At 25.3% G+C, this 15027-nt stretch carries 13 protein-coding genes; 2 read left to right on the top strand and 11 right to left on the bottom strand.

What is annotated here, in order from left to right; translation table 11 throughout:
* Positions 1 to 6 precede the first annotated feature (6 nt).
* The gene (locus tag bpSLO_RS00410) at positions 7 to 1275 is read right to left on the bottom strand and encodes a cysteine desulfurase (protein ID WP_025407523.1); all 1269 of its coding nucleotides are present in this window, start codon (positions 1273 to 1275) and stop codon (positions 7 to 9) included.
* Positions 1276 to 1472: 197 nt separating this feature from the next.
* Here bpSLO_RS00410 and bpSLO_RS00405 point away from each other — a divergent pair, with 197 nt between their 5' ends.
* Together bpSLO_RS00405 and bpSLO_RS00400 are read left to right on the top strand one after the other, a co-directional pair.
* Entirely contained in the window at positions 1473 to 1790 is a 318-nt protein-coding gene (locus tag bpSLO_RS00405) for a hypothetical protein (protein WP_011772043.1), read from the top strand.
* Complete coding sequence (locus bpSLO_RS00400) at positions 1783 to 3066, top strand: hypothetical protein (RefSeq protein ID WP_025375132.1); 1284 nt, start codon at positions 1783 to 1785, stop codon at positions 3064 to 3066. Before bpSLO_RS00405 ends, bpSLO_RS00400 begins: the two co-directional genes overlap by 8 nt.
* Positions 3067 to 3095: 29 nt before the next feature.
* Here the strand turns inward: bpSLO_RS00400 and bpSLO_RS00395 are convergent, their stop codons facing one another.
* The 10 genes from bpSLO_RS00395 to bpSLO_RS00350 all read right to left on the bottom strand — a co-directional run bounded on the left by bpSLO_RS00395 (position 3096) and on the right by bpSLO_RS00350 (position 15022).
* The gene (locus tag bpSLO_RS00395) at positions 3096 to 4346 is read right to left on the bottom strand and encodes an ABC transporter permease (protein ID WP_025375131.1); all 1251 of its coding nucleotides are present in this window, start codon (positions 4344 to 4346) and stop codon (positions 3096 to 3098) included.
* Positions 4343 to 5023, bottom strand: coding sequence for an ABC transporter ATP-binding protein (locus bpSLO_RS00390; RefSeq protein WP_025375130.1), 681 nt, complete (start codon positions 5021 to 5023; stop codon positions 4343 to 4345). The genes bpSLO_RS00395 and bpSLO_RS00390 overlap by 4 nt, the downstream gene beginning before the upstream one ends.
* Entirely contained in the window at positions 5024 to 6271 is a 1248-nt protein-coding gene (locus bpSLO_RS00385) for an ABC transporter permease (protein ID WP_025375129.1), read from the bottom strand.
* Positions 6258 to 7319, bottom strand: a complete 1062-nt coding sequence (locus bpSLO_RS00380; RefSeq protein ID WP_025407524.1) for a hypothetical protein — start codon at positions 7317 to 7319, stop codon at positions 6258 to 6260. Before bpSLO_RS00380 ends, bpSLO_RS00385 begins: the two co-directional genes overlap by 14 nt.
* Positions 7316 to 8161, bottom strand: coding sequence for a signal recognition particle-docking protein FtsY (gene ftsY / locus bpSLO_RS00375; RefSeq protein WP_025407525.1), 846 nt, complete (start codon positions 8159 to 8161; stop codon positions 7316 to 7318). The genes bpSLO_RS00380 and ftsY overlap by 4 nt, the downstream gene beginning before the upstream one ends.
* 50 nt (positions 8162 to 8211) lie before the next feature.
* Positions 8212 to 9618: a hypothetical protein gene (locus tag bpSLO_RS00370; RefSeq protein WP_025375126.1), complete on the bottom strand. Its 1407-nt coding sequence runs from the start codon at positions 9616 to 9618 to the stop codon at positions 8212 to 8214.
* Positions 9600 to 10677, bottom strand: a protein-coding gene (prfB, locus tag bpSLO_RS00365) for a peptide chain release factor 2 (protein WP_172797958.1) whose coding sequence is annotated in 2 segments (ribosomal slippage) — positions 9600 to 10623 and positions 10622 to 10677 — 1080 coding nt in all. Because the reading frame shifts where the segments join, the coding sequence is not laid out codon by codon here. Before prfB ends, bpSLO_RS00370 begins: the two co-directional genes overlap by 19 nt.
* Complete coding sequence (locus bpSLO_RS00360) at positions 10677 to 11246, bottom strand: hypothetical protein (RefSeq protein ID WP_081719317.1); 570 nt, start codon at positions 11244 to 11246, stop codon at positions 10677 to 10679. Before bpSLO_RS00360 ends, prfB begins: the two co-directional genes overlap by 1 nt.
* A gap of 3 nt (positions 11247 to 11249) precedes the next feature.
* On the bottom strand, positions 11250 to 13553 hold the full coding sequence (locus bpSLO_RS00355) for an RnfABCDGE type electron transport complex subunit D (RefSeq protein WP_038447970.1): 2304 nt from the start codon (positions 13551 to 13553) through the stop codon (positions 11250 to 11252).
* Positions 13553 to 15022, bottom strand: coding sequence for a hypothetical protein (locus bpSLO_RS00350; RefSeq protein ID WP_025375124.1), 1470 nt, complete (start codon positions 15020 to 15022; stop codon positions 13553 to 13555). The genes bpSLO_RS00355 and bpSLO_RS00350 overlap by 1 nt, the downstream gene beginning before the upstream one ends.
* Between the last annotated feature and the right edge of the window lie 5 nt (positions 15023 to 15027).

The following is a 15027-nucleotide window of genomic DNA, read 5'->3' as shown; positions in this document are numbered from 1 at the left end:
ATAAATTTAATAAAATGCTTTTATTGTGCTCTTTAAGCAGGATATGAAAGTATCAATTTCTTCTTTTGTATTGTATAAGTAAAAACTTATTCTTAGTAGATGGTCTTTTTTGATATTTTCTGAAAAAAATGCAAGGTAAGCGCAAGTTTTCCCAGATCTAATTGCAATTCCCATTGTATCAAGATATGTCTCGATGTCGTGTGAGTGAATATCTTTTACTGTAAATGATATTATTGATTTCCGTTTGATATCTTTATTTAGAATGAATTCAACCTCGTCAATTTCTTTTAGTTTTGCAACACAATATTCAATCAGTGCTCTATCATGTTCTTGAATAAATTCCATTGAAACGTTATTAATATATTCTATTGCTTTGCCAAGACCAATAATTCCTGCAATGTTTGGTGTACCCGATTCAAATTTATTTGGAGGCTCAAGAGTTTTAAAGTTAAGCTCTCCATTTTCCATGAAAATATCTTCTATGGTGTTACCTCCTAATTTGGAACTGTTGAGTTTATCTATAATTTTATCTGATATATATAAGACTCCAATGCCTGTTGGAGCAAGCATTTTGTGTCCTGAGAATACTAAAAAATCACAGTCTATTTTTTTTACATCTATATTCATATGTGGTGCCATTTGAGCTGCATCTATGAATAAAATAATTTTATTATCTCTAGCAAGCTTTCCAATTGTTTCTAAATCTTGTATAGTTCCTAATATATTGTTTATGCTAGATATAGCAATAATTCTTGTTTTATCTGTAATTAAGTTTTTTATTTGTTCTGGTTGAATGATTCCCATTTCATTAAATTTTGCAAGTTTAATTTTTAATTTTAAAAATTTGGCAATACTTATCCAAGGAATCAAATTACTATTGTGTTCGAGAGTTGTTGTAATGATTTCGTCATTTTTTTTTAAAAGTTTTGAAAAGAGTAATGAATTTACTACTGTGTTTATTCCATCTGTAGTACCAGAATTAAATATTATGTTTTTATAAGATTCTGCATTGATAAAATTTTTGACAATTTTTCTTATTTTTTCTACTTTTAAGCTGGATTGTATTGCAAGTTCATGTCCGCTTCTGTACACATTTGCATTATAATTTGTGTAGTATTCAACTATAGATGAAATCACACTTTGTGGTTTTTGAGAAGTTGCTGCATTGTCAAAATAAATGATTTTTTTGTCATTAATAGTTTTATTTAGAATAGGGAAGTCTTTCCTTAGGATTTTGACTTTTTCATTTGTGTCTTTTATAAGATTAAGATCCATTTGTTTAGTACTCTTTATTTTTATGTAAGAATTTTTATTTTAAAAATTATACCATTATTTTTTTATTTTATTTTGACATATAATATTTCTTATATTTTTTTGTTAAGTCAATTTGTATTCTGATGTCTATATTTTATCATTATGCTTAATTTTAAGCTTTTATATTTTAAAGATATGTTTATGTTATAATTCGTTTTATGAAAGAAATAATTTATAGATTTGAAAAAGCAGAGGATTATAAATTAGTACCTATTAATAATATTTATGGCAGTGTAACTAATACTGGAGAGATTTTTTGTGATCTTGTCTTTGAATCCACAGAAATTCCTGAAGAAATTGTTTATACTAAGACTAAAGAGGGTGTCTTGGAAGAGATTTCTGGAGAGTTTAAGGGTTCTAAAGAGAAAATAATTTTAATAAATTCTTTTGTTGGGATTTCTATTACAAAAGATACTGCTAAAAATATTGCTTATTGGCTCTTAAAAAAAGTTGATGAATTAGAAGATAATGAGTAAAACTTCTGAAGAAAGAATTAAGATTTATTTATCTAAGCTGTCTAAGTATAAAAATAAGATTTTAAAAGAAAACAGTATAAAGGATATTATTGAACGAGCAGATATCTCTGATGCTGATATTGAAAATATTGAAATGCGTTTTTCTAAGATATATGATAGAGCTCGGCGATTAGAGGAAATGGGGGAACTGAGTGATTCTTTAAGAGAACTTGAGACTATATATTTGTATTCTCTTCATGATAAATCTATTTTTGCTTCATTTTTTAATTTTTATAAGAGACTTGTAAAAAGAATAGATAGTAACAATGTAAATCAAAAATTGATGCATATAAGTTTACAGGCTCGAGAATTTGGAATAGTGAGTGGGATTAACTTAAAAGATTATGATGAAGCTGAGAGGTTAAAACATCGAGTATTAATATTATTGTTAAGTTTTGTATTAATAGCTATTATTGCATTTATTACATATACAATAATGCATCCCTTTATTAGTGGCTATGAAGAGCTTGATGAAGTAAAAGATGTTCATAGAAACACTTTTCAAGGGTTACCTTCAGTTACAAGGGCATCTGATTTAGTGGTTGAATCTGTTAATCTTGCTGCAGGTCCTTATGTTTTATATCATGTTGAAGTTGAAGATGCTAAAGTGTTAGTTTTTGAAGATGCACATGCTTATCAGCTAAAAGCAGGAATTGTTTCAGCTAAAGATCCTATTAAAAGGATTTATTATGGTGTTACTGTTTATGATGATTTAGGAAAGCCTATTTTAAATAATGTTTTTGAAAAGACAAGTGATTTTCCTAATAAGTGGAGTAAAGGTGTGTATGCTCCAATTGATTTTATATACAATATTTCTAAAGAGATTAATGGACATCCTAAAAAAATGGTTCTTGATATACGTTTAGTTGAATTTTTTAGTGAAGTTGATAATTTGTCTAGTGTTAATTTAGAAACAAGTTCTTCAATGTTAAATTTTAAATATCTTGGTAGTTATTTTAATGAATCTTTTGGAATTTATGAGGCTAATTCTTTAATAGAGGTTTACAATGATTCAAAGGATAATATTAAAGATTTGGAAATTGAAGTGACTTATGTTTCTAAGGATAGTCAGATTATTAGGTCGCTGCAACGGAAGTTAATTTCTGAATCCAATTCTTTTCTTAAGCCTTATTCTAGGCAAAGTTTTTCGTTAAAGACTATTTTTCCAAAAGAGATTTATCCAAATATTAAAGAAGAGTTGTCTTCTATTAAGATTGTGAATGTATTTGTAAGATAGTATTTTTTTGTATAAAAATATTGATTTATCTATAGAATTTCTTTTTCTTTAAACTTTGAAATAATATTGAGAGGAATAAGCGTTGTTGTAATACTGATTAGTGTGTAAGATAAAAGAATAATTAAGCTAAATTTGTAACTTATTTTGATATTAAATTCAGAGATATAATAATCAGAGTTTAAAAGTTCTGTATTATCAGTTCCAAATATTTTTAAAATTGTATTAATAATAATATCTATTATATTAATTAAACGTTCGATATTAATGGTTATATAATTTCCAATTATTATTCCTATTATACAAGATATTGAGCTTAGAACAAGTGCTATTAATATAAATATTAGTTTAAGACTTGAATTATTCATTCCAATTGATTTAAATATTGCAATTTTCTTTTTATTTTCAAGTATTAACATACAAAGGGATGAGGATATATTAATACTTGCAAATATTACAATAAATGCCATAATAAATATTAAGAGTTTTTTGCTGATATCTAAGTTTGTATATTTGTTTAAGTAAAGCTCATAAAATGTTTTTATTTTGTATTCTTGGAATTCTTTTTTAATGTTTTTCTTTAAATTATCAGTTTTTTCTTTGGTATTGGGTTTGATAGAAATTCCAATTATACTTTTCGAAAATTCTTCCGACATGATATTTGAATCTTGTAGTGAAATGAGAACTAAGTTTTTATCAATTTCCCTTAAACCCGTTTCAATGATTCCGGATATATTAAACTTTTTTGCTTTGGGAAATATTTTTTGATGTTTATTATTTGGTACTACTATATAAATAGATTCGTTGATGTTTAAATTAAGTCTGTCTTTAATTTGTTTTGATATCAATATTTCATTTTTGTTGAAGCTTTTTTTGCCGTCTATTAATTTTATATGTTTATTTTCATCAATAAATTTGTTCTCTACTGCTCTTATTAATACACCTTGTTTTTTATTATTTCCGATTATTCCGTAGGTTCTTCTTTCAAAAAAATATCTTAGTTCATCATCTTGGTATTCTTTTTTTAATTTTTCTAGTTTAGATCTAAGATATATATCTTTTTGAATTTCATTATATTCAATTTGTACGGAAAATCCTTCATTTTCAATGTATTTTTCTATTGTAGAATTCATTATATTGTTTGACATGTAGTAGACAATAATTAAAGGAATCATGACTAAACTTAAAGACATGCCAGAACCAATCAAGGCTTTTTTATTTTTTGAATTTATAAATATTATGTATGCTATTTTTGTGAGTTCTTTGATATTTGGACGCATCATATTCTCTTTAATGTTTTTTCTTTAAGTTCATATTTTATATCTGCTTTATTTGAAAATTCTGGATTATGACTGACTAAAATTAGTGTTTTGTGAAATGTTTTAGCTGTGTTTATTAATAAAGATTCTACTGTTTTTGCGGTGTTAATATCCAGATTACCAGTAGGTTCATCGCATAAGATTATATTCGGTTCATTTATTAAAGCCCTTGCAATTGCTGCTCTTTGTGCTTCTCCTCCTGAGAGTTCTGAAGGGTAGTGATCTCCTCTTGTATCTATTTCTAATATTTTCATTAAACGTAGAGCTTTTCTATTTATTGTTTCTAAGTTATCTTTCCCCTCGATTATTTTAGGTAAAATAATATTTTCAAATACACTAAACTCATCAATTAAATTGTGATTTTGAAATACAAGACCTATTTTTTTGTTTTTATATAAACTTAGGGTTTTCTCACTTGCATTTTTTAAAGATATGCCGCATGAAATTATATCGCCTGAATCCATTTTATCAATTCCTGATATGATGTTAAAAAGTGTAGATTTTCCACATCCACTTTTGCCTTGAATTGAAATAAACTCACCATCTTTTATATTTAAATTTAAATTTTCTAATACTTTTATTTTTGTTTTGTTTTTCGTGTATGTTTTATGTATTTCCGTTATACATATAATATTTTTCATTTATGAGGCTCCGTTTATTTTATCAACATATTTGATCTTTTTTGTTACCTTTAGGCTTGAGCATATGGTAAACAAGCAAGCAAAAAATAGTGTGAACATTAAATCACTTAAAAATATTTTAGGTGTAATTGTATTTTTAACTATTTTTATTTCTATATTTTCTAGTTTTAATTTTAATATATAATTTATAGTATTAATCAGGCTGTTTATTAAAATATCAATTACATTTAAAATTTCATTGATATTTGAAGATATTATAATGCCCGCAATTAATCCAATAATGCTCCCGAGTATGCAGATTATTACTGAATGAATTAAGAAAATTTTCCTAATTTTTTGCGATTTAAGCCCTAAGGATAAAATTATTGAAATTGATTTGCTTTTATTGATTATTATTCTTTTTTGTAAATAATATGTGTTAACGGCAATGACAAGAAATATGCTTGTTAAAATGATTAACATTGTATTCCTTTCTATTTTTAGTGCTTTATAGAATTCTTTATTATATTCGTTCCATGGTTTAAATTGGATTTTGGGATTAATATTTTTTATTTTGTTTATTAAGCTTTTGCTGGGATATAAATTTTGTGTTTTTATTTGATATTTAATATCTGATTCTTTGATAATTTGTTTTTTGTAAAAGTAATTAATATTCATAAATATTGTGGATTCATTTATTTTGGCATAATTGCTCTTAAAAATGGCTTTTATTTTAAAGTATTTTACTTCGTTTTTTAATGTTTGTAAATTTTTTATTTCATCACTTAATATTAATCCTATTATGTCGCCTTCAAGTAGGCCTAAGTTATATGAGAGTACATCTCCTATTATGATTTCATCATCATTAAGTTGGAGTTCAGATTGTGTAAGGCCTGTTAGTAGGATAAAATTTTTATCTTCTATGATGTCTTTTGTGTCAAGTGCAATGATATTCAAGATACTTGGATAGTAATAGTTTTCGATTCCAATGCCTTGTGTTTCATAGATTTTATTTATTTGAATTATTTCTTTAATCTCTTTGAGAGCATTAAGCTCTTGATCATTTAATTGGCTTTCAATTTTTAAATTACCACTTTCTAAAGTAGATATGCTTGTGAAAAAGTCATTTTGAAAACCATTCATTATTGATATTGTGATAATGATAATTATTTGTCCAAGCACTATGCTTAAAATTATTACAATTGTGAGTGATAAACTATTTTGTTCATCTAAAATCAATCTTTTCAATAAAAATTTATTTAATCCCATTTTTATCTCTGTTAATATCTTTATTTATTTCTTCAATAATTTCGTCATTTTTATATCTTACTTTAAAGATAGGATTTCCATTGTAGTATATTTCTTGTTCGTATTCATGATCATTAAAATAGTCGGTTTTTAATAATATTAAGTTATTCTCATAAATTGTTTTTGAAGTTAATCTATTATCAGAATTATATTCATATTTTGTTTTAGTGTTATGTTCTTTTTTGTTTTCTTTTACAGTTACATTTTCAACTATAACGTTTCCAGATTCATTATATTCAAAATCACTGATCTCTGTTATTTCATTGTTTTTGTATATTTCTTTTTTGATTAAGTTGGGACCTTTATATTTTGATATAACTTTTATGTTGCCTTCTTCTTTTTCTTCGGTATTGATTACTTCATTATCATCTAAATATTGATTTTTTTCTCTAGATTTAATTTTGTTATTGTCTAATATTATGCTTTCTAAATGTCTTTTTTGATCATCATATTGGATTACTTTTGTTTTGGATTTTTTTATGTCAAAATATGTGGACTTTATCTCTCCATTGATTCCGTAATTCCAAACTTGAAAATCTGAACCTGTTATTTTTAAAAGCTTCCCATTAGAATCTTTCATGTAGTATAGTGTTTTTGTCTTTTGATTTAAAATTTTGATTTCTTTATAAATTAAATCATTGTTTTTATAAAAATAATCTACAGATTCAAGAATTATTCCTTTAGGACTATATTTTATTTCTTGTATTTTATTATTCAAGTTGTCATAAATTTCTTCTTTTGTTTTGATATCTTTTTCATTATAAAATGTTAGTTTTTTTTTATCGTCTTTTATTGTTTTCTGTGTTTTGTATTTTATCAGTTGTAGGTCTTTAAAGAGACTAAATTTTTCAATTTCATTAATTTTCGTGTATTCAATGTAGAATCCTGTTTGTGGAATTTCATATATTTCTTGATACTTATTGAAAAATACGTCGGATATAAAGTAATTTTGCCCATATGCACTTGGTATTATAAATATTAAGAATAAGATTACTATCTTTTTTGTCATAATAATTTATTCAAGTAGTCATCAGTGTTGAATTCTTTAATATGTTCTACTTGTTCTCCAAATGTAAAAAAGTATATTGGTTTCTTAAATAATTTTGAGATATTTATTATTCCACCTGCTCTAGATGATGAGTCAAATTTTGTGGCTATTATTCCATCAATTTCTATTGCTTTGTTAAATATTTCTGTTTGATTGTTTATATTCTTTCCAGAGATAGAGTCTATTACTAGTATCTTTTTATAGTTGACATCTGTTTTGATCATTTGCTTTTTGATTACATTATCCATCTTTTGGAGTTCTTTGATTAGATTTTCTTTGTTTTGAAGTCTTCCTGCTGTGTCAATTATTAATATATCATAATTTTTGGTCTTTGCACTTGAAATGCTGTCAAATATTACTGCTGCTGCGTCGCTTCCTTGATTTTGAGATATGACTTTAATTCCAATTTTTTCGCTCTGTATTTTAATTTGTTCAATTGCTGCTGCTCTGAATGTGTCTGCTGCAGCTATTAATACGTTTTTACCTTCATTTTTAAATTTATTTGCAAGCTTTATGATGCTTGAGGTCTTGCCAACTCCGTTTACCCCAATTATCAATAAGATGTTTAATCTTTTATTCTCTAAGTTGAGGGATTGTTGGTTTATGTAACTTTTAAGAAAGTCTTTTAGTTTTAAGAGTGTTTCTTCTTCATCTTTGACCCTAAGTTTTTTTATATTTTCTATTATTTCAATTACTATATCATTTTTAATATCTGCTTCTAAGAGAATATCTTCTAATTTTTCAAATATTTGTGTTTTTTCTCTGTTCTTAAATAAGTTTTTTATCTTGTCAAAAATACCCAAAATTTTCATTCTCCTATTTTTTATTGTTTACTAAGTAATTTTACAATAATTTATTCACCTCTGCTTGCTTCTTGAATATATTGTACCAGATGAATTATTAACGGTATAAAACTGCCAACAGAAAGTGTAATTCCTGTACCAAGTAAAAATGTTGTAATCATTTGTTCTGATTTTACGTTGTATAGATCCTGAGGTGTTATTTTACGTTTAATAATATTCTTTAAAGCGATATTATACAGTTCTGATGATTCATTATATTTTGTTATGGCAAAGGCAGTACCTATTAAATTTAATGTGAAGATCCCGAGGTTTATATAGAATTGATCTCTTTTTATAATAAGCTCACTTTTATTGTCTTTTAACATTTCAATATTAATTTCTTTGTCTTCTTTGCTTATCATTTTGAACATGTTTTTGTATCCTTTAGCTTGTAATAAAATAGATTCTATGCCCTCAGGTTCTTCAATTTCAATTGGAGTTTCTCCTATGAATATTCCTTTTTTAAATACTTTGGATGTTACATTACTTGTAATTGGTATTTTTCTAGAATTTGCTTTTTGTAAGTTAATATTTAAGTTAATTGTATCTCCGCTTTTTACCTTTTGCTTTACTGTATGGGGTTTGTAAGTTGTGCTTATGATGTTAATGATAATTTCTTTGTTAGGGAGTTTAGAAATATCCCATATATCATTGTTATATATTCCTTTTGATACAAATTGTTCGTTTATATATATTTTGGCATCTAAATTATTGATGACATTGATCTTAATCTTAATAAATTCTCTTCCTAATATTTCTTCAAAACTAAGCTCTGCTATTTTGTTTGCAATATCATCAACGGATGATGATAGGTGAAAAATTTCTTTTTTAACCTTGACTCCTTGAGGAGTGATATTGCTAATTTCAACTAGATAATATTTTTCTATCTTTTTAAGATGTATGTAATTGATAAAAAATAGCTCTTGACTTATTAAAAATTCTGTGTTTAAATTTGATGGATGTATTTTTTCTTTATGTTTTATGTATTTTGTTTTCATTTTTTTTAAATTTATAAGGTACTCTTCAAATTCTTTTTGTTTAATTTTAATATTTTCAATGTCTTTTTTAAGCTCATTTATCTTGATTTCTATTTTATTTTCTTCTCTGGAACTTATTGTATTCTGTAGTTTTTTTTTGTCCATATTTTCTTTTAGTTTGCTGAACTCTTGTTCTTTATTTACTATATTTTGATTTATGTAAATGCGTCTGATGAAATCTTTATCATTGTCATTGACAATATGTTCATTGATTGTCTTATAAATTTTATCTAGTGTTTGCTCAATGCCTTCTTGAAGATTTTTATTTTCATCTTGTGTGTTGATGATATAAGAAAAACCATACTCAATGTTACTTTGAGGATATGCTAGTTTTAATGTTAAGATTAAAAATAATATTATGATTAACTTAGATTTTTCCATTTAAGATATTCTTCTATAAAGTTATCAATGTTTCCATCCATAACAGAGATGATATTTGGATTTTCAAATTTTGTTCTGTGATCTTTTACTAAAGTATAGGGTTGAAAGATGTAAGACCTTATTTGATTTCCCCAAGATATATCTTTTTTCTCCTCTTGTTTAGATTTACTTTTTTGTTGCTCTAGTACTTTGTAGTGTTCATAAAGTTTTGATTTTAATACTCTCATTGCTAGATCTTTATTTCTATGTTGACTTCTATCAGTTTGAGATTGAGTTACTATGCCCGTTTGAAGGTGAGTGATTCTAACAGCAGATGATGTTTTATTGACATGTTGCCCTCCTGCTCCTGAGGCTCTATATGTATCAACTCTAATATCTTCTGGTTTAATTGTTATTTCAATTTTATCATCAATTACAGGATCAATGAAAACAGATGCAAAAGATGTATGTCTCTTTTTTGCAGCATCAAAAGGAGAAATTCTTACAAGACGATGTATTCCTACTTCACTTTTTAAAAATCCGTAAGCATATTCTCCTTTTATTTCAATTGTAACAGATTTAATGCCTCCCTCAGCTTCAAGTAAGTCTATGAGTTCTGTTTTGTATCCATGTCTCTCAGAATATCTTAGGTATATTCTATATAACATGCTAACCCAATCACAAGCTTCTGTGCCACCTGCTCCTGAGTGTATTGTCAAGAAAGCATTATTTATATCAATATCTTCTTTAAAATAAGATAATGTTAGGAGATGCTTGTACTGTTCTCTTAGTTTATTAATATCTTGATCGAGTAGTGCTGTGTCTTCTTCGCTTTCTGCAATTTCGCAGAGTTCTCTTAAGTCTTTGAGTTTACATATCAAGTCTTCCCAAGGTTCAATTTTGGCTTTTAAAATATTTTGATTTTTAAGAATCTCTTGTGCTTTTTTATTATCATTCCAGAAATTTTCATCATTTATTTGTTTTTCATATTCTTTAAGTTTTACCTTGATCGTATTGCTGTCAAAGCTTCCTCCAGACATTTTCAATTTGTTCCAAAAGTTCATTGATTTTTTCTCTCATTATAGACCCTCGATATTATTTATTAACATAATTATATTTGGAATTAAAGATAAAATGAACATTATAAAAAAATACATTGTTTCATTGGCTAATATTTTTGATGTTAATTTTTTTTCAAAACTTTTCTTTGTTAGGGTTATTAATATAAGGGCCATTAGGATGCTGAGTGAAGACAAAATGAGTATTGTAATGCCTTCTAAAAAGTTATGACTTTTATCTAAGGAAAAGAATGTTATTGCAATTAAACTACTATTGGATAGCAGAAAGTCGTTTGAATATTTTGATTTATTGTTGTAAACAATTAAGATATTGTTTAATGTTTTTAGTATGATCGTTAGTATATAGATCAATGTTATATATATAATTGGTATTATAAATAATAAGTTATGTTCTGAGAATAATTTATAAACGTAAAAAAGACTTGAATAAATTAATAAAGAAGTTATTATAACGACCAAATACTTTTTTGATAATGTCTTATTATCTTTGATTTTTATGTCTTCAATTCCGATAAAGTGTATTAGTAATAGATTATTTACTAGTAAATACATTATTAAACTATTTTTCATAATTTATATAATTTCTTCTCCATTTTCATTTTTATATTTTATTGTTTTTGCTTGATTCATACTTAAATGATGCAATATTTTTTTTATCTGAAATGTTAAGCTATATCTTTTTATTAATGTTGAACTTATCTGTAGGATAAAAATGGATATTACAGCTGCTAAAGTTTCAAGTGGAATATAGCTTAATGTTATAAAATATGCTAAAGATAATATAATTCCATAAAGTATTTGTTCAAATTTAAAGGGGGGGGCTATTTGCAATTCTGTGCCCATTGTAAATACTAAAATCATTGGAATTGGTGACATTATTAGAGTTAGCATATCAAAACTTATATAACTGTAAAGACCAAGACTTTTGAGGATATAAGCAATTAGTAGCAGACTTATATAAAAAGATAGTGGTATTAATTTATTTATGATAAATTTTCCAAGAATAAATGAGAAACCAATATAAATCAGAATGGGGGATAAATATTTTTCGTTTTGTAATCCTAACAAGTTTTCAATGTGAAATCTTGGTATCATTATATTTAGATTAGACAATATATTATCATTTATAAATTTTTCAATCATATCAATGTTCTTGTTTTCATACCTTTTAAATTCTTTTAGGCTTGCTAAATTTTGAATGTTTGAACTTTGCTGCATTATTTTATTCCAGGTAGGAATTATATCTTCTTGCTCTGAGAGTTTTTTAGAATATGTATGCTTAAAACTTGATGGAAAGTTTAGTAATAAAAACATAAACGATATTAGTATGGGATTTACAAGAAATTTGGAAAGCTTTGAGAAATAAAAAAATACTAAAAATGTAAAAAGTAATGCCATTATTTTTAATATGATAGAGAAATTTAAAGGTAAGATTATATTGATAATTAATGAAGTATATATAAAGAACGAGAGATATTTATGTTTTGATTTTAGCATTATTGGAATGTATGAGCACAAGCTTATCATTGTTAGTATTAAAGTATCAATTAAAAATTTTATGTTGTTTGTAAAAGAGAATATTAAACTAGGTATTAAGGCTAAGATAATAGTTAAATAGATATCTTTTAAGTTGTTTTCAGTGTATATTGGTTCATTGTTGAGGCTCAGATTTAAAATCTTTTCCTTTATTTCTTTTTTTACTTTGTTTATTTCATCTTCTGTTTCAGTTTCAGTATATTGCAGATATTGTAATTGTTTATTAGAAATGTTATTTTTGTCCTTAATCTTTGATAAAATAATCTCTTCCATATATCGTGGTGAAAAACTAGGTGTTTTTAAGAGTTTTATTTTACTCAATATTGATTCTTTTTTTAATATTGTAATGCTATATATATCTCTTGTTATAGGTATATTTAGATTGTTTATTTTTATCTTATTTGCGGGATTGTTTATAAATATGTCATATTTTTTTGTATCAATATCTTCATTTATTATTTGTTGGATAGATGTTCCAATTTTTACTTTGATTATTTTACTTTGTATTTTTTTGTTGCCGTTTATGGTTATAAACTTTTCTTTATATGGGGAGTTTGTTTTGAGCGTACTATATACATTATAAAGGTCTTCGACATTAACTAGAAGTATGTTTTTATTTGGATTTATATTATTTTTTATGCTCTCTTCATTGTATAAAAAGTGCATGATTACTTCATGATTTGAATATGGATATGAAGTATTGGGAATTAATTTGATCGTTAATCTTTTGTCTTGAAAGATATTTAAGTTTTCAAGTTCTTTTTTTAAGTGATAATTGCTAAGTACTATTAATATTTCTTTGAATTTAAATATTTTGTCGATTGTTTCAAAACCATAAATAATTTCATCTAATTTTTCTTTTATTAATATTTCTGAGATATTTGTGAATGGATCTTTACCGTTTATTAAGAAAAGCATTTTATCTATTTTTTTGCATTTACTTACATATTGAAATAGTGAATGTTCATTAAACCAAGGAATTCCTAGTCGAATTAACTTTTCTAGTGTTTTTTCTCTTGATTCTTCCTCAACTGAGAGTTCTTGTTCGTTTTTGATTCTTCCGTGAAATCTTATTAATGCTGATTTTAATTGGTGTTCACCTGGAAGATTAGCTGTATATATTTTTTCTATTGTTCCAGATATTGGGGAATATGTGTATAGCTCTGCATTTTTATTTTTTGATAATATTTGTCCTTCTGTGATTCTTTGATTTTCAATGATATATATTGTGGATTTTGCATTTTTTGTTTCTAGTGGAATTAAAACACATTCAGGCATTTGAATTTCATCTATATTTACTTTATATTGTTTTTTTATTTTTAGCGTTTTTGAGTTAGACATCAAATATTTCCTCTAATATATTTTCTATAGCTTTTTTCACTCATATTTAAAAGAATTGTAAATCTTATTGCTTTAAATAGGAATAGCAATAAGAAAAATGGTAATGAGAGAGTGAACAAAATTGTAAAATTATCTTTATTCATTGCAATATTAGCGGGTGTTTCTTTATATATTAAGATTGGATTTCCATTATCTAAGAATAATTTTGGGAGTTCTTTATTAAGGTTTTTGGATATAAATTCTTTGTCTACTTTGTATACAGTTTTTTGGTTGATAGTTATTTTGTTGTTTTCTATTTCAAAATAGTCCTCTTTTACATGTGTATTTATTTTGCCATATTGAGATGTGATTTTATATTTAAGCTCATTTTGGTAAAATATGTGATACATATAACCCACAATATTTGGAATTTCTTCATTGTGTCCCACCATTAAGTAAATGTTGTTGGGGTTTAAATAGTCAAAATAGTTCAATTTTTTACTGTAAAGATAATTAAAATTATTATAAGCATTAAGTATATTTTGTGCATAAAAAAATGGCATTAATGATGCTATGAATAACATTATATGTATGAGGATCTTGAATTTTAGGATTTTTGTTTCTCGTTTTTGTTCTTTTATTTCAATTAAGGATAAAAATGTGTGTTTGAGGTTACTTTCAGTTTTTATCCAAGTGAATATTAAAAAAATACAAAGTGTTGATATTGATACAAAAATAATCAGAAGTGCTTCGAGGTTGGTTGTGAGAAAATTAATGATAAGAATAAAGTAAAATACTATAAATAAAAATAAAAATATTGGAATTTTAATTCTCTTGATTAATACTGTAAAGCTAATATCCCTTAGGTATATTTTATTGTAATTTTTATTAAAATTATCAATTAATGTAAATAATAGGTAAGAGAGTATAGTTAAAGGATAAAAATATAGTATTTCATCGCTAAATATGAATATCGTACATGAACTTATTAGAAAAAGGATTATAAAGGGTGCATATTTGATGTTTAATAGTAATAAAAGTATTATAATTGTTATGAATGTTATGCTTGAGAAATATTTAATTTTAGTTTTGTAGTTAAGTGAGTGCATTTCTGCTTCAATCTTTTGATCTTGCTTTAATTTTCTAAGATCGCTACTGGTGAATGCTGATTCGACATAGAGTATTTTTTTCTTTTCTATATTGAAGAGGCTAGATAATTTTTTTAAAAATAGATCTTTTCGAAGATCATAGTCATTAAGGTGAATTAATTTATCTATTGTTATCTCTTTGAAATAGGGGAAGTCTAATATATTTACTTTTGTTGTATATTCAGATATTGTTTTATATCCTAATGAGTTTATGTAGTCATTTGCGGTTTTTAAATCTTCTTCTCCTTTGAAATATATTGGTTTATAATCTCCAAATTTTGCCATATTGCAAGAAATTAGTAATAGTATTAACAGTATATGTAAAAATTTTGGTAGTTTCATTTTTT

It is taken from the genome of Borrelia parkeri, assembly GCF_023035815.1.
GTDB lineage: Bacteria > Spirochaetota > Spirochaetia > Borreliales > Borreliaceae > Borrelia > Borrelia parkeri.
The sequence above is the reverse complement of the archived record's forward strand: the minus strand, read 5'-3'. Positions and strand labels throughout refer to the sequence as shown.